The 14,726-nt window shown below is 73.2% G+C and carries 19 protein-coding genes; 10 read left to right on the top strand and 9 right to left on the bottom strand.

The window, feature by feature from the left end; translation table 11 throughout:
- Positions 1-29: 29 nt before the first annotated feature.
- The 3 genes from LRS74_RS14810 to LRS74_RS14800 all read right to left on the bottom strand — a co-directional run bounded on the left by LRS74_RS14810 (position 30) and on the right by LRS74_RS14800 (position 3,477).
- The gene (locus LRS74_RS14810; RefSeq protein WP_277741439.1) at positions 30-461 is read right to left on the bottom strand and encodes a hypothetical protein; all 432 of its coding nucleotides are present in this window, start codon (positions 459-461) and stop codon (positions 30-32) included.
- A 344-nt stretch (positions 462-805) separates the two neighbouring features.
- Entirely contained in the window at positions 806-1,579 is a 774-nt protein-coding gene (locus LRS74_RS14805; protein ID WP_277741438.1) for a YafY family protein, read from the bottom strand.
- Positions 1,580-1,752: 173 nt separating this feature from the next.
- Complete coding sequence (locus LRS74_RS14800) at positions 1,753-3,477, bottom strand: bifunctional 3'-5' exonuclease/DNA polymerase (protein WP_277741437.1); 1,725 nt, start codon at positions 3,475-3,477, stop codon at positions 1,753-1,755.
- Positions 3,478-3,655: 178 nt separating this feature from the next.
- Here LRS74_RS14800 and rpmF point away from each other — a divergent pair, with 178 nt between their 5' ends.
- On the top strand, positions 3,656-3,826 hold the full coding sequence (gene rpmF / locus LRS74_RS14795; protein WP_144382939.1) for a 50S ribosomal protein L32: 171 nt from the start codon (positions 3,656-3,658) through the stop codon (positions 3,824-3,826).
- A gap of 8 nt (positions 3,827-3,834) precedes the next feature.
- Positions 3,835-5,121, top strand: coding sequence for a GTP-binding protein (locus tag LRS74_RS14790; protein WP_277741436.1), 1,287 nt, complete (start codon positions 3,835-3,837; stop codon positions 5,119-5,121).
- Positions 5,122-5,129: 8 nt separating this feature from the next.
- Here LRS74_RS14790 and LRS74_RS14785 read toward each other — a convergent pair whose 3' ends face one another.
- From LRS74_RS14785 to rpmB, 3 genes are all read right to left on the bottom strand, one after another.
- Positions 5,130-5,549 carry a hypothetical protein gene (locus tag LRS74_RS14785; RefSeq protein WP_277741435.1) on the bottom strand — a complete coding sequence of 140 codons (420 nt, stop codon included), beginning with the start codon at positions 5,547-5,549 and terminating at the stop codon, positions 5,130-5,132.
- Between the two features lie 582 nt (positions 5,550-6,131).
- Complete coding sequence (gene rpsN / locus LRS74_RS14780; RefSeq protein WP_277741434.1) at positions 6,132-6,437, bottom strand: 30S ribosomal protein S14; 306 nt, start codon at positions 6,435-6,437, stop codon at positions 6,132-6,134.
- Positions 6,437-6,673, bottom strand: coding sequence for a 50S ribosomal protein L28 (gene rpmB, locus LRS74_RS14775; RefSeq protein ID WP_144382935.1), 237 nt, complete (start codon positions 6,671-6,673; stop codon positions 6,437-6,439). Before rpmB ends, rpsN begins: the two co-directional genes overlap by 1 nt.
- 66 nt (positions 6,674-6,739) lie before the next feature.
- Between rpmB and rpmG the strand changes: the two genes are divergently transcribed.
- From rpmG to LRS74_RS14750, 5 genes are all read left to right on the top strand, one after another.
- Positions 6,740-6,904, top strand: coding sequence for a 50S ribosomal protein L33 (rpmG, locus tag LRS74_RS14770; protein ID WP_087926956.1), 165 nt, complete (start codon positions 6,740-6,742; stop codon positions 6,902-6,904).
- A gap of 8 nt (positions 6,905-6,912) precedes the next feature.
- Positions 6,913-7,179 (top strand): type B 50S ribosomal protein L31, encoded by a 267-nt coding sequence (locus LRS74_RS14765; protein ID WP_277741432.1) that lies wholly within the window; start codon positions 6,913-6,915, stop codon positions 7,177-7,179.
- Entirely contained in the window at positions 7,176-8,345 is a 1,170-nt protein-coding gene (locus LRS74_RS14760) for a GTP-binding protein (RefSeq protein WP_277741431.1), read from the top strand. Before LRS74_RS14765 ends, LRS74_RS14760 begins: the two co-directional genes overlap by 4 nt.
- A gap of 84 nt (positions 8,346-8,429) precedes the next feature.
- Positions 8,430-8,678, top strand: coding sequence for a 30S ribosomal protein S18 (gene rpsR / locus LRS74_RS14755; RefSeq protein WP_277741429.1), 249 nt, complete (start codon positions 8,430-8,432; stop codon positions 8,676-8,678).
- 133 nt (positions 8,679-8,811) lie between these two features.
- Entirely contained in the window at positions 8,812-9,030 is a 219-nt protein-coding gene (locus LRS74_RS14750; RefSeq protein ID WP_277744763.1) for a DUF397 domain-containing protein, read from the top strand.
- 176 nt (positions 9,031-9,206) lie between these two features.
- Here the strand turns inward: LRS74_RS14750 and LRS74_RS14745 are convergent, their stop codons facing one another.
- Positions 9,207-9,752 carry an ATP-binding protein gene (locus tag LRS74_RS14745; protein ID WP_277741428.1) on the bottom strand — a complete coding sequence of 182 codons (546 nt, stop codon included), beginning with the start codon at positions 9,750-9,752 and terminating at the stop codon, positions 9,207-9,209.
- 305 nt (positions 9,753-10,057) lie between these two features.
- Here LRS74_RS14745 and LRS74_RS14740 point away from each other — a divergent pair, with 305 nt between their 5' ends.
- The 3 genes from LRS74_RS14740 (at position 10,058) to LRS74_RS14730 (ending at position 13,192) form a co-directional block, all read left to right on the top strand.
- Positions 10,058-10,921, top strand: coding sequence for a helix-turn-helix transcriptional regulator (locus LRS74_RS14740; protein ID WP_277741427.1), 864 nt, complete (start codon positions 10,058-10,060; stop codon positions 10,919-10,921).
- 83 nt (positions 10,922-11,004) lie between these two features.
- A complete protein-coding gene (locus LRS74_RS14735; protein WP_277741426.1) occupies positions 11,005-12,462 on the top strand; it encodes an aldehyde dehydrogenase family protein in 1,458 nt (485 codons plus the stop codon).
- Between the two features lie 178 nt (positions 12,463-12,640).
- On the top strand, positions 12,641-13,192 hold the full coding sequence (locus LRS74_RS14730; protein WP_277741425.1) for a DinB family protein: 552 nt from the start codon (positions 12,641-12,643) through the stop codon (positions 13,190-13,192).
- 176 nt (positions 13,193-13,368) lie between these two features.
- Here the strand turns inward: LRS74_RS14730 and LRS74_RS14725 are convergent, their stop codons facing one another.
- Both LRS74_RS14725 and LRS74_RS14720 read right to left on the bottom strand, forming a co-directional pair.
- Positions 13,369-13,875, bottom strand: a complete 507-nt coding sequence (locus LRS74_RS14725) for a carboxymuconolactone decarboxylase family protein (protein ID WP_277741424.1) — start codon at positions 13,873-13,875, stop codon at positions 13,369-13,371.
- A 119-nt stretch (positions 13,876-13,994) separates the two neighbouring features.
- On the bottom strand, positions 13,995-14,705 hold the full coding sequence (locus LRS74_RS14720; RefSeq protein ID WP_277741423.1) for a VOC family protein: 711 nt from the start codon (positions 14,703-14,705) through the stop codon (positions 13,995-13,997).
- Positions 14,706-14,726: the final 21 nt, after the last annotated feature.

Genomic DNA, 14,726 nt, shown 5'->3' with positions numbered 1-14,726 from the left:
AGGGGGAGGTGGGCGCGGTCCGGGCGCGGTCAGGGTGTCACGGACTCCCGGAGCTCCACGGTCGCGAACGCGCGGTCTCCGGAGAGCGACCACGCCTGCTCGATCCGGCCGTCGGAGAAGGCGAGGATGTCGATCCCGCTGACCGTCGTGGCGCCGGGACGCGTCGCGTACCAGCGGCAGGCGACCCGACCGGTGCCGCCGCTGTCCGTCCCGCCCGCCGGGCCCGCCTCCACGCCGCCGATCGGGTCCCCCTCCAGCACGTACCGGATGCCCGGGCGCGCCTCGCGGTGCGCGGCGACGAACCGGACGAACCCCGGGCCCCGGCAGGCGTCGGTGTCGGCGCCACCGAGGGTGTTGCCGAACCAGACGCGGAAGCCGGGGGCGAGGATGCGGTCGGCGAGGGACAGTTCGCCGTTCCACATCGCGGTCCAGTCCTCGAACAGCCGGTGTCCCACGTTCATGTACTCGTGCCTTTCTCGCTGGTGACGCGTGCGAGCGCCAGTGTTGTGGGCGTCGGCGACACCGTCCTGTCGGTGTTTCCTGTCGGTGTTCCCGGCGCGTACGCGGCGCGTCAGGGTCGGCCGGTGGGCTCCGCGCGGGTCACGGAGGCGGCAGCTCCCCCCGGGTGTCACGGAGGCGTCGGCCACGCGGAGGGCGGTGTGGGCGGCGGCCCGGCGCGGCGGTGGTCCTACGAGGCGGTGGGCGGCGCGGAGCGCGGTATTGGGCGGCGTGGTGGCGGCCCGGGGCGGCGGTGGGCGGCGCGGTAGGCGGCCGCGGTGGGCGGCGGCCCGGCGCGGCGGGGGGCCTACGAGGCGGTGGGCCCCACGGGGTGGGCCGAAGGCGTGAGCTCGGGCAGCCCGGTCAGCCGGTGACCCAGCGCGTCGATGCCGGCCAGATCGATCCCGCGCTCGGGCGCCACCTCGTCCACCGCCGTCACCTCGCGTATCCGGTCGAGCCGGAAGCCCCGCACCGCGCCGCGCAACCGGCACCAGGCGATCAGATACCAGTGCGCGGCCCGCCCCGGCTCCGCTTCGCGGCCGTCGGGAGCCCCGCGCAGATAGCCGAGCGGCTCCACGTCGCGGTCGGTGGGCCGGCCGTGCCGGTCGGCGTAGGTCAGGTGCAGCACCCGGCGGTGCGTCAGCGCCTCCTGGAGCAGCCGGGGTACGGCGACGGGGGCGAGCCCGGTCGCGGGCGCGACGAGCTGGACCCGGGCGGCGCAGGCGGCGACGGCCTCGCGCTCGCGGGCGGGCAGCACGGCCACCACCTTGCGCAGGGCCGTGCGCGCGGCCTCCGCGAAGGGCGTGCCCTCCAGCGCGTGGAGCCCCGCCGCCAGCGCGGTCGCCTCGACCGGGGTGATGGTGAGCGGGGGCAGGGTGTGCGTCCGGTCCAGGGCGTGGCCGCCGGTCCGGCCGGGCTCGGCGTACAGCGGCACTCCGGCCTGCCGCAGCGCGGCCAGATCCCGCTCGACGGTGCGGACGCTCACCTCGAAGCGGTCCGCGAGCCGGCGGGCGCTCAGCGGGCGGGGCGAGGCGGCGCGCAGCTCCTCGACGATCGCGTACAGCCGTTCCGTGCGGTTCACCGTGCTCTTCCGGCCCTCGCCTTCCCTGACCTCGCCTGACCTTGCCCCGCCGGACCTCGCCTGACCTTTGCCCCGCCGGGCCCCGCCCGACCTTGCCCCGCCGGGCCTCGCCTCGGCCGATCTCGTCCGCTCGACCTCCGTCTCGCCGGACCCCGCCTTACCCGATCTCGCCGTCAGCCCTTCGCGTCCGCGTAGCTCTCCACCGCCGCGATCGTGAACGGGAATCGCACCGGTGTCGCGCCGAAGGCGATGCTCCCCGCGCGGTCGCCGGCCGCCCGGATCGCCTCCTCGACCCGCGGTACCTCCTCCGCCGGGCAGTGCACGATCACCTCGTCGTGCTGGAAGAAGACGAGCTCCGCGCGGAGACCGGCGGCGGTGAGCGACTGGCGGAGGGCGGCCAGCATCAGCAGCGCCCAGTCCGCGGCGCTGCCCTGGACGACGAAGTTCCGGGTGAACCGTCCACGGGCCCGTGCCCCCGCGCCGCGGCGTGGCCAGCCGTACCCGCCGGAGCCCCCGTCCTCCGGCGACTCCGACGCGTCCTCGCTCGGCGGCAGCCCGGCCTCCTCGGGCGGGTCGTCGGAGGCCGCGGCGGCGGGCGGGCAGGTGCGGCCCAGCCAGGTGCGCACCAGCCGGCCCTCCTCGCCCGCCCGCGCCGCGTCGTCCACATAGGCGACCGCGGCCGGGAAGCGGCGCCGCAGCGCGGCCAGGTGCTTGAGCCCGTCGCCCGAGGTCTGCCCGTAGATGGCGCCCAGCAGCGCCAGCTTCGCCTGGTCGCGGTCGCCGGAGAAGGCGGACTCGGACAGCCGCGCGTACAGATCGCGCTCGCTGCCCGCGACGTTCATCAGGCCCGGGTCGCGCGAGATCGCGGCCAGCACCCGGGGCTCCAACTGGTCGGCGTCGGCGACCACCAGCCGCCAGCCGGGGTCCGCGACCACCGCCCGCCGCACCACCCGGGGGATCTGCAACGCCCCGCCGCCGTGGGTGGTCCAGCGGCCGGAGACGGTGCCGCCCGGCAGATAGGTGGGCCGGAAGCGGCCCTCGCGCACCCAGGACTGGAGCCAGGACCAGCCGTGCGCCGTGTGCAGCCGGTACAGCTTCTTGTACGCAAGGAGCGGCTCGACCGCCGGGTGGTCGATCTCCTGGAGCTCCCAGGCGCGGGTGGAGGACAGCGCGATGCCGTCCCGCGCGAACGCCCTGATCACCTCGGCCGGCAGATCGGGGCGGACCCGCACCCCGTCGCCGAAGGCGCGCGACACCTCCTCCGCCAGCTCGGCCAGCCGCTGCGGCTCCAGGCCACCCGGATAGCGCTCGCCGAGCAGCTCGTCCAGCAGCGCCCGGTGCACATCGGCCCGCCAGGGCACCCCCGCCCGGCCCAGCTCGGCCGCGATCAGAGTGCCGGCCGACTCGGCGGCGATCAGCAGCCGCATCCGCTCGGGGTGGGCCGCCGCCTCCGCGCGGGTCAGCTGGTCCGCGTACACCTCCAGCAGCGTCTCCAACGGGTCGGCGCCCGGCGGCAGCGGCGCCGGGCCCGGCTCGAAGAGCGAGGGCTGGGTGTCCGCCGCGCGCACCGGCGGGTCCTCGGGGACCGGCAGCCCGCGCAGCCGGGCCCAGGCGGCGGCCAGCGAGCGCGGGCGCCCCGACCGTCCCTCGTGGCCCAGCAGCAAGGTTTCGGCCATCTCGACGTCGTAGCAGCGATCCACCCGGATCCCCGCGGCCAGCAGCCGGGGATACACGGCGGCCGTCGACCGCCACACCCACCGGTCGACCTCAGGCCGGGAGCGGACGGCCCGCACGATGCCGTCGGTCGTCGCGACCACCGGCCCCGCGGGCCGCCCGGCCCCGTCGAGCGGGCAGAGACGAACACCCCCGTCGTCCGTCTCCACCACCGCCCACCTCACGGATCACAGTCTGGCAGGGGGGTCTGACAACGGCTCACCAGCCGAGTAGAAATGGGAACCATTTTCATATAGCGTGCCACCCGTCCCCCAAGACACCTCGTCCTCACGGCGGCACGTCCCCCAGGACACCCGTCCTCCGGGACGACCCAGCGCCCGCCCCGACCGGAGAGGCCAGCCCATGGCAGTCCCCAAGCGCAAGATGTCGCGCAGCAACACCCGCCACCGCCGCGCCCAGTGGAAGGCCGCCCCGCCCGCCCTGGTGACCATCACCGTCGACGGCCGCGCGGTCCGGGTCCCGCAGCACCTGGTGCGCGCCTACGAGCGCGGCCTGCTCCGCCCCGAGGACTGACGCACCCCATGGACGAGCTCCTGGACCGGCACCCGGCGCAGCACCCGGACCAACTTCCGGGCCAGCCCCGTGACGGTGCCCCGCGCCGCCTCCCGGTCACCGTGCTCTCCGGGTTCCTCGGCGCCGGTAAGACCACGCTCCTCAACCACGTCCTCGGCAACCGCGAAGGACTGCGGGTGGCGGTGATCGTCAACGACATGAGCGAGGTCAACATCGACGCCGCGCTCGTCCGCGGCGGCTCCGCGGCCCTGTCCCGCACCGAGGAGCGGCTGGTGGAGCTGACCAACGGGTGCATCTGCTGCACCCTCCGCGACGACCTGCTGGAGGAGGTCGACCGGCTGGCCCGCGCGGGCCGCTTCGACTACCTCCTCATCGAGTCCAGCGGCATCTCCGAGCCGATGCCCGTCGCCGCGACCTTCGCCTTCCCGCGCGACGACGGAGCGACCCTGGGCGACGTGGCCCGGCTGGACACCATGGTCACCGTCGTGGACGCGGCCGGCTTCGGGCGCGAGCTGGCCGGTGGCGACGAGCTGGTCGAGCGCGGCCTGGACCAGTACGAGGACGACCAGCGCACCGTCAGCGACCTGCTCATGGACCAGGTCGAGTTCGCCGACGTCATCGTCCTCAACAAGCTCGACCTGGTCGACGCGGCCGAGGGCGAGCGACTCCAGGCCGTGCTGAGCCGGCTCAACCCGGCGGCCCGGATCGTGCCCGCGCGGCACGGCCGGATCGCCCCGTCCGACATCCTCGGCACCGGCCTGTTCGACCTGGAACGCGCCCAGGAGGCACCGGGCTGGGTGCGGGAGCTCAACGGCGACCATGTCCCGGAGACCGAGGAGTACGGAGTCTCCTCCACCGTCTACCGCGCGGAGCGCCCGTTCCACCCGGTACGCCTGTGGGACTTCGTCACCAACGGCCTGGACAGCGGCCGGTACGGCCGCGTCCTGCGCTCCAAGGGCTTCTTCTGGCTCGCCTCGCGCCCGCGCGTGACGGGCCTGTGGTCGCAGGCGGGGGCCGTCGCCCGCTTCGAGCCCTCCGGGGTCCGCGCCTCCGGGGACGCCCGTGGCCAGGAACTGGTCTTCATCGGCACCGACCTGCGCCCCGACGCCCTGCACGCGGCGCTCGACGCCTGCCTGCTGACCCATGGCGGCGACGCCCCGGGGCCCGACCCCTTCCCCGCCTGGGACACCTACGGGGTGGACGACGCCTGCGACCACGAGCACGGCCACGAACACGGCCGCGAGGGCGGCAACCAGCACGGCCATGAGGACGTGAACGTGATGCTCGGCGCGTGACGTGCCGCTCAGCGCGTCAGGAACTGCGAGCAGCGGTACGGCCCCGCCCGCCGGCCCGCGCCGTTGACCAGCGTGACCTGCACCCGGTCGGGCCGGCTGCCGTGCAGCGGCGACTGGGCGCGGGCCGGCGTGCAGACCAGCTGCCCGGTGGCCAGGTCGGGCTGGGGCACCACCTCTTCGGACAGCCGCATGGTCAGCCGGTTCCCGGCGTCGCCGGTCGCGTCGAACGTCCCCAGGGGCTCGACGAGCATGGTCAGCCCGGCGGCGCGCTCGTCCGCGGTGGGCCCGGCGGCCAGCAGCTTGAGCGCGCCGTTCAGCGAGTCGACGCGCCGCTCCGGGCGGGAGACGCTCCGCAGCCCGTCATCCGAGGCGAAGTACAGCCGCAGGCCCCGGCCGAGGCCGCCCGCCGGCTCACCGGCGTCCACCACGCCTGTCGGCTGGACCCCGCACCCGGCGAGGGCGCACCCGGTCAGCAACCACCCCGTCAGCCAGCACCCCGGCCCGCAGGCCCCGGCGGCGCCTCATGAGCCCTCCCCCACGCCCCGTACGCTCCCCGCGTCCCGTGCGCTCCCCGTGCCCGCACGCTCTCCGCGCCCCGTACGTCCTTCGGACTCCGTACGTCCGCCACGCCCCATGCGTCCTCCTCCGGGTCCCGTACGTCCGCCGAGCGCCGGCGCGGCAGCCGCAGCGTGAACAGCGCGCCGCCGCCCGGCCGGTCGGCGACCTCGATGGTGCCGCCCGGAGCCGGCCTCTACCCGGCGATCCGGGCCTTCCGGCTCCACCCGACGGCGGCCCTGACGGTGACGTGACGCGTCCGCGCGGGCGGGGGCGGCGCGTGACCGCCCCCGGGCCCGGTCCACACCGCGCGGTGTGAACCCCCGGGTCCACACCGCGCGGTGGAGCGCGGTGCGGTCGCCGCGCCCCGGCCTCGCCGCCGCGAGGCCGGGGCGCGGCGTCCGGCGTTCGGTACCGGCCCGCGCGGCTCACCCGGTCACCGGATCACCGCGCGCTCACCAGCTGGACTTGCGCACTCCCGGCAGGTACCCGGCATGCGCCTGTGCGCGGAGGTTGACACGGGAGAGGCCGAAGGCGCGGAGGTAGCCGCGCGGGCGGCCGTCGACGCTGTCGCGGTTGCGGACGCGGGTGGCGCTGGCGTCGCGCGGCTGGCGGCTCAACTCACGTCGCGCGGCGTCGCGTTCGGCGTCCGGGGTGCGCGGGTCGCGGATGACGACCTTGAGGGCCGCGCGGCGCGCGGCGTAGCGGGCGACGACGAGCCGCCGCTGCTCGTTCTTCGCGATCTTGCTCTTCTTCGCCATCAGACGCGCTCCCCACGGGCCCGGATCCGGGCCACGGCGGCCTCGATGCCGATGGTGTCGACGGTCTTGATGCCCTTGGCGCTGAGGGTGAGCCGCACATGTCGACCCTCGCTCGGCAGCCAGTAGCGCTTGCGCTGGATGTTGGGGTCGAAGCGGCGCGAGGTGCGCCGGTGGGAGTGCGAGATGGAGTTGCCGAAGCCGGGCTTGCGCCCGGTGAGCTGGCAGTGGGCGGACATGGGTCAGTGCCTCCCGGGGCTCGAGGGCTTAATGAAAATGGAAACCATTTCTGTATAGTAGCTCGTATGGCCCGCAACGAACTACGCCCCGTGATCAAGCTCCGATCCACCGCCGGCACCGGCTACACGTACGTCACCCGCAAGAACCGCCGGAACGACCCGGACCGGATGGAGCTGCGCAAGTACGACCCGGTGGCCGGCCGCCACGTGACCTTCCGAGAGGAGCGCTGAGCAGCCCGATGAAGCCCGGCATCCACCCCCCGTACGGGCCCGTCGTCTTCCGTGACCGGGCCGCCGACTTCGCCTTCCTCACCCGCTCGACCGCCACCAGCGACAAGACGATCGAGTGGGAGGACGGCAACACCTACCCGGTCATCGACGTCGAGATCTCCTCGGCGAGCCACCCCTTCTACACCGGCACCGCCCGGGTGCTGGACACCGCCGGCCGCGTCGAGCGGTTCGAGCGCCGGTACGGGAGCCGCGGGAGCCGCGGAGCCGCCCGATGAGCGGCCCGGGACGGCTGCCCGACGCCCTGCCCGTGGTGTTGGTGGCCGGACTGCACGCCGACGCGCGACAGGCGGTCGTCGACCGACTGCTGGGCGCCGTGCCCGGCGCCGTCGCGCTCCACCACGACCTGGCCTCGGCGGCGGACGGCACGGTGCGCCGGACCGTCCGGGACCGCCGGGGCACGCTGGACGAGGGCGAGGTCCCGCTGGTCAACGACTGCGCCTGCTGCGCGCTGCGCGAGGACCTGATGCCCGAGCTGGAGCGGCTCGCCGCGGGCGGGTCGAGCGGGCTGGCCGTGGTCGAGCTGTGGGACTCGGTGGAGCCGCAGGCGATGGCCGAGGTGGTGGCCGCCTGTGCCGGCGAGCGGCTGCGGCTGAGCGGCGTGCTCACCGCCGTGGACCCGGCGCTGCTGCTGCCGTTCCTCGGCTGCGGGGACGACCTGGCCGAGGTGGGGCTGGCGGCCGCGGCCACCGATCAGCGCACAGTCGCGGACACCTTCGCCCGCCAGTTGGAGTACCCGTCGGTGCTGGCCGTCGTCGACGGCGACGAGGCCGCGGACGCCGCGGACCGCGCGCTCCTCGCGCAGCTGCACCCCACGGCCCGTCAGGTGGCACCGGACTCCCCGGACCTGGCCCGGGAGGCGCTCGCCGGCTTCGACGTGGAGGCGGCCGCGGTCCGGCAGCACCCGGCCTGCGCGCTGCTGCCGCAGGCCGCCGACGCCGACGGGGTCACCACCTTCGTCTGGCATCGCGTCCGCCCCTTCCACCCCGGCCGGCTGTACGCGGCGCTGGAGGACCTCAGCTGCGCGGCGGCGCGCAGTCGGGGCCGCTTCTGGCTCGCCGACCGTCCGGACACGCTGCTCTCCTGGGACGCGGCGGGCGGCGCGCTGTGTGTGGAGAGCGTGGGGCCGTGGCTGGCCGCGCTGCCGGAGGCGGCGTGGGAGATGGTGCCGCCGACCCGTCGGGTGGCCGCCGCCCTGGACTGGGACGCCGAGCACGGCGATCGCGCCCAGCACCTCACCTTCACCTCCCCCGGCCTGGACGCCGAGGCGCTGGCGTCGCTGCTGGAGTCCTGTCTGCTGACGGACGAGGAGTACGCGACGGGCCCCGAGGCGTGGCGCGGCCTCTCCGCGGCCTTCGACCAGCTGCTCGACCCGGTCTCCTGAGTCGCTCTCCTGATTGCCCCAAGGGGCCGCGAATTCCCGGGCAGCCCCTTATGTCCCGTAAAAACTGAGAGAAAGGACTCGCACATGCCAAGAAATGGTGCGCAGCGCGGAGCGAATCGCAAAAATCTGAAGCCGCGGCCGAACCCGTTGGACGCCGCCGGCGTCACCTATATCGACTACAAGGACACGGATCTGCTGCGGAAGTTCATATCCGACCGGGGGAAGATCCGCAGTCGGCGGGTCACGCGGGTGACCGCGCAGCAGCAGCGGCAGATCGCCCGGGCCATCAAGAACGCCCGGGAGATGGCGCTGTTGCCCTACGGCCTGCGGTGATCACTCCGCCACTGCGCGTGCACGTGCATCCGCTCGCGCGTCGGCACGTGAACGAGGCTATGATCCGGGGCAGTTGGTAGCTGCACCGATACATCCGGAGAGCCCTGTGCGCGACGACCACCCCTTCAACGGCATGGCGGCGGCGGATCTCCATGGGGTCGTCTGGCAGAAGAGCCGGCACAGCAACTCCCAGGGTTCCTGCGTCGAATTCGCCAAACTCCCCGGTGGGGAGGTCGCCATGCGCAATTCCCGCTTCCCCGACGGCCCGGCCCTGATCTACACCCCGGCGGAGATCGAGGCGCTGCTGCTCGGCGCCAGGGACGGGGAGTTCGACCACCTGGTGGGGGACTGAGGGCGGACGGCGGTACGAGGCGTCGTACGGCGTCCCCCACGGTTGCCGTACGACGGCTCCCGTGACTGCTGTAGCGGTGTTCCCGCCGGGCCCGTACGCCGATGCGGCGGGGGCGGTGTGGATGAGGCGGTGGGTGACGCGGATACGGCGCGGTGGGTGACGCCGATGCGGTGGGGTCAGCCGCGTCCGGTCTGGCGCGGCAGCAGGAAGAGGGCCCACACGATCTTGCCGTGCAGAGAGCCCGCCAGCGGGTGCCAGCCCCAGCCGTCGCTGTAGGACTCCACGAGGTGGAGCCCCCGCCCGGACTCCTCACCGGAGCCCGCCTCCCCGGCGGTGGGGCTCTCCTCGCTGGGGTCCCGCACCGCGCACACCAGGCGGGAGGCCCAGCGCATCAGGTGGAGACGGACATGCGCCTCGTGGCTGTCGGCGGGGCCGAGGGGGCCGTCGCCGGCGGCGCGCTCGGGCCGGCCGACGGGGAGCGCATGGCGGAGGGCGTTGGTGACGAGCTCGGAGACCACCAGCGCCACGTCGTCGAAGAGCTCCGGCAACTCCCAGCGCTCCAGCGTCGCCCCGGCGAAGTGGCGGGCGCCTCTGACCGCTTCGAAGCGGGCGGGGAGCGCACAGGAGGCGGAGTCGGAGAGATCGGGGAGCGTCGTCGAGGGGTCGACGGGAGGAAGTCCTCGCCACAAGGGCTCCAGCGTGGCCGAGCCGTTGGTCCCCATGCGAGCACTCCTGCACCTTCGTGGCCGTGATGATCCTGGCTGGACCCCGTACGAGCTTGCATGTGCGCGATCCCCATCGTTCCGAATGCGTAAGGCAGATGCAAGGGCAGATGCACGTGCACGCGCGCGCTTTGGGGAAACCTGCGGGGGTTTGCTCGCGATTCTCCCTACGCTGTCCTGCGTACGTATCGCGGCTGAGTAACGACATGTGCACAGCGCGAAGCCCTAAAGTGGCAGACTTCGCCGCCGGGGGTTGCGGGGGCCGCCCCCGGAAGGGTGTGTTCCGTAGAGGGAGGGTCACGGGAATGACCGCAAGCGAGTCGAGTGGATCGGTGGTACGCCGCATTCTTCTGGGCTCCCAGCTCAGGCGGCTGCGCGAGGCACGCGGCATCACGCGTGAGGCGGCCGGCTATTCGATCCGTGCTTCCGAATCAAAGATCAGCCGCATGGAGTTGGGGCGGGTGAGCTTCAAGGCGCGGGACATCGAGGACCTGTTGACGCTCTACGGCGTCAGCGACGACGCGGAGCGGGCGGCGCTGCTGGGGCTGGCCCGCGAGGCCAATGTGGCGGGCTGGTGGCACAGTTACGGCGATGTGCTGCCGGGCTGGTTTCAGACATATGTGGGGCTGGAGGGAGCCGCCTCGCACATCGCCTGCTACGAGGTGCAGTTCGTGCACGGGCTGCTGCAGACCGAGAGCTACGCCCACGCGGTCGTCACCAGCGGTCAGCCCACGGCCTCCGAGTCGGAGGTGGAGCGCCGTGTGGCGCTGCGGCTGGAGCGCCAGAAGCTGCTGGTCGCCGAGCAGCCGCCGGAGTTCCACGTGGTGTTGGACGAGGCGGCGTTGCGCCGCCCCTACGGCGGCTCACGGGTGATGCGGGGGCAGCTGGAGCACCTCGTCGACGTCTCCAGGCAGCCGAACGTGACGCTCCAGGTGATGCCGTTCGCCTTCGGCGGGCACGCCGCGGAGAGCGGCGCGTTCACCCGATTGCGCTTCCCCGAATCGGACCTGCCGGATGTGGTCTATCTGGAGCAACTCACCAGCGCGCTCTATCTCGACAAACGCGAGGAAGTCGCCCATTACGAAAGGGTTCTGGGGCGTCTGGCCACCGACAGCCTGTCACCCGAGGGCAGCCGGGAATTGCTCGAACGGTTGCTTCAACTCGCTTAAGAGCTCTGTAGCATGACGTCCCATCAGGAGCCCCACAGACGCTTGGGTGTCAAGGGCACCCAGCCCTCCAGATAGGGACGGTCATGTCCTACTTCTCCGAGTTGGCGTACCAGTACATCGACGGCGAATGGCGACCCGGGAGCGGCTCCTGGGACATCGTCGACTTCAACCCGTACAACGGGGAGAAGCTCGCCTCGATCACCGTGGCCACGGTGGAGGAGGTGGACCTCGCCTATCGGGCAGCCGAGCGGGCACAGCGGGAGTGGGGGAGCACCAATCCCTACACCCGACGGCTGGTCTTCGAGCGGGCGCTGCGCATCGTCGAGGACCGCGAGAAGGAGCTGAGCGAGGCGATCATCGCCGAGGTCGGCGGCACGCACTTCAAGGCCGCCTTCGAGCTGGGCCTGGCGAGAGAGTTCCTGCGCGAGTGCGTCCAGCTGGCGCTGCGCCCCGAGGGGCGGATCATCCCGTCGCCGATCGACGGCAAGGAGAACCGGCTGTACCGGCTGCCGGTCGGCGTGGTCGGGGTGGTCAGCCCCTTCAACTTCCCGTTCCTGCTCTCGCTGAAGTCGGTCGGTCCCGCGTTGGCGCTCGGCAACGGCGTGGTGCTCAAGCCGCACCAGAACACCCCGATCTGCGGCGGCAGCCTGCTGGGGAAGGTCTTCGAGGAGGCCGGGCTGCCGCCCGGGCTGCTCAACGTCGTGATCACCGACATCGCGGAGATCGGTGACGCGCTGATCGAGCACCCGGTGCCCAAGGTGTTCTCCTTCACCGGCTCGGACAAGGTGGGCCGCCATGTGGCCACCGTCGCCGCCTCGCACTTCAAGCGCACGGTCCTGGAGCTCGGCGGCAACAGCGCGCTGATCGTGCTGGACGACGCCGACATCGACTACGCGGTGGACGCGGCGATCCTCAGCCGCTTCGCCCACCAGGGCCAGATCTGTATGGCGGCCAACCGGATCCTGGTGGACCGCGCGGTGGAGCGGGAGTTCACCGAGAAGTTCGTGGCGCGGGTGCGCGGCCTGAAGGTGGGCGACCCGAACGACCCCACCACGCAGATCGGCCCGCTCATCAACGAGACCCAGGCCGAGAACCTCACCTCGCTGGTCAGCCAGACCATCGCCGACGGTGCCACGGCCCTGGTGCGGGGAGAGACCAGCGGCACCCTGGTCGGCCCGACCGTGCTCACCGACGTCCCCGAGGGCTCGGCCGTGCTCCACCAGGAGATGTTCGGCCCGGTGGTCGTGCTCATCCCCTTCGACGGAGACGACGAGGCCGTCGAGATCGCCAACGCGACCGACTACGGCCTCAGCGGCGCGGTCCACACCGGCGACATCGAGCGCGGTGTCCGGCTCGCCCGACGGGTGGAGACGGGCATGATCCACATCAATGACAGCTCGGTGCACGACGAGCCGATCGTGCCGTTCGGCGGCGAGCGGCACTCGGGACTGGGACGGCTCAACGGCGACGCGTACATCGAGGCGTTCACCACGACCAAGTGGATCTCGATCCAGCACGGGCGCACCCACTTCCCCCTCTGACCCGCCTCTGCCGGCTGACCCGCGCTCTGCCGGCGCCCCGCGCGGACGCGCCGAAGGCGAGAACCGTGGGTGTGGTCGAGGAGCCGGACGCGGGAGCCGCGTGATTGAGGACAGAACCTGACCGCATGGGGTCCTACTGTCGTAGGCGTCGAGGACGAGCCGACGGAAGGCGGACCCCATGCCCACCCACGTGATCGAGACCAACCCGGCCGACGAGCGCGGCACCCTGCTGGCCTTCCTGGAGGCCCAGCGGGGCGGTGTGCGCCGCGCGCTGCTCGGACTCGGCGACGAGCAGGCGCGGCAGAAGCCGAGCGCCAGTCGGCTCTCCCTGGCCGGCCTGCTCAAGCACGTCGCCGAGACCGAGCTGGACTGGGTGGAGACGGCCCGGCGGGTGCCGCACTCCATCCGGCGCGACGAGACCACCTGGCACCTGGCCTTCCAACTGGAGGACGGCGAATCGGTCGCCTCCGTGCTGGCCTTCTGGGACGCGGTGGCTCGACAGACGGAGGAGTACGTCCGCTCGGTCCCCAGTCTCGAGGACACCTTCCCGCTCCCCGACGCGCCGTGGTTCCCCCAGGGCGACCGGGTCTCGGTCCGCTGGCTGCTCCTCCACCTGATCGAGGAGGTCGGTCGCCACGCGGGACACGCGGACATCATCCGCGAGTCCCTGGACGGCAGGACCGCCTTCGAGCTGGTCGACGAGGCGGCACGGGCGGGGGCGGGGGTGTAGGGACGGCGTCGCTCTCTCGGCCCCGGGCCGGGCCCTGAGCGTCGGCCGCACGGCCCCCGGCCGGGCCCGGGGCGTCGGTCGCTCGGCCCCCCGGGGCGGGCCCGGGGTGCCGGTCCCCCGGCCCTGGGCGTCGGCCGCGGTCCGAGGCCCGAACACCGCTCCTCAGCCGGGCGGTTCTAGTTCCACGGGTCGGTGAACGACCGGCCCGGGACCGGCTTGGCGATCAGGGCCAGCGGGACGAAGAAGCCGACCTGCCCGATCGCGATGGCCAGGGTGGCCAGCGCCTTGGGCTCGTAGTGCTCGGCAGCCTGGGCGTAGAGCTCGTCGGTGACCCGCTCGCCGTGCGGGGACGGCTGGAAGACCGCCTCCACCAGCGCCAGCGCGGCGCGCTCGGCGGGGGTGTAGTACGGCGCGTCCTGCCAGGAGGCCACCGCGGTGATCCGATCCTCGGACTCCCCGGCCTTGCGCAGGAATCCCGTGTGCAGGACGGTCAGGTAGGTGTTGCCCACGATCTGGCCGGCGCGCAGCTGGAGCAGGCTGATCGTGGTCCGCGGGACCGAGTGGTTGCCGGTGGCCTTCCACAGCGCCGCGGACACCTCCGCCAGTTCGGGGACGAGCTCCTGGGGGTCCTGGGACATCCGCGGCCCCATCGGCACCTCCGCGGTGATCGCACGCGTTTCCATCTCCGTCTCCTTTCGGGCTTTCACGTTGCTGTCACCCCACTGACGGATCGCCGCGCGGAAGTGTGACCGGCCCCGGCCCCGAGTTCCGGGCCGGGGCCGGGGAGGGAGGGGTCGGGCGCTCAGGAGGCCGGGTGCTCCCGTAGGTCGTCGGCCCGGCGCAGGATGTCCTGAAGGGCCACGCGCTGCTCGGGGGTGAGGGGGACGGCGGCGGCGCGCGCCAGGCAGTCGCGGGCGTGGTCCGCGTCGCCCAGTCGGGTGGCCATCTCGGCGCGCAGCACGAGCAGGGGCGCGAGTCGCGACGGAGGCGGCGCCCCCTCGGCGGAGAGCGCGCGGTCCAGGACGCGGGCGGCGGCCGCGGGGTCGCCCTTGGACTCGCCGAGCAGCGTGGCCTGGTGGAGGGCGCGGGCATAGCGCTCCGTCGGCGCCGGACGGTGCTCGAAGACGTCCGCGATGGGTTGGCCGACGCGGAGCGTGTTGCCGCCGGGGTCGGTCAGCAGGAACTGACGCATCCCGTACGTGGTGTCCTTCAGCGCTCCGAGGCGGGGGAGCCCCCGGGTCGGGATTCTGCCCAGGGACGCCTTCAGCCCCGACCGGAACGCCTCGTAGAGCGCGTCGACGTCGTCGGTCCGCACGTAGCAGGTGCTGTAGGAGGACGCCGGGTCGTACGACTTCATGCCGAAGAAGTGCAGTGCGATGTCGCCCCGCGCGAGTGCGACATAGGGGTTGGGGCTGCGCTGCTGGAAGGTCACTTCGAAGCCCAGGGCGGGGTAGAAGGCGGTGATGTCGTCGATGGACCGGCAGGGAAGCATCGGAATCACGGTCTCGGCCATGGAGCGAGCCTGGCATCGGAT

Source organism: Streptomyces sp. LX-29, from assembly GCF_029541745.1.
In the GTDB taxonomy this organism is placed as follows: domain Bacteria; phylum Actinomycetota; class Actinomycetes; order Streptomycetales; family Streptomycetaceae; genus Streptomyces.
This window is presented reverse-complemented; position numbering and strand designations above follow the sequence as displayed.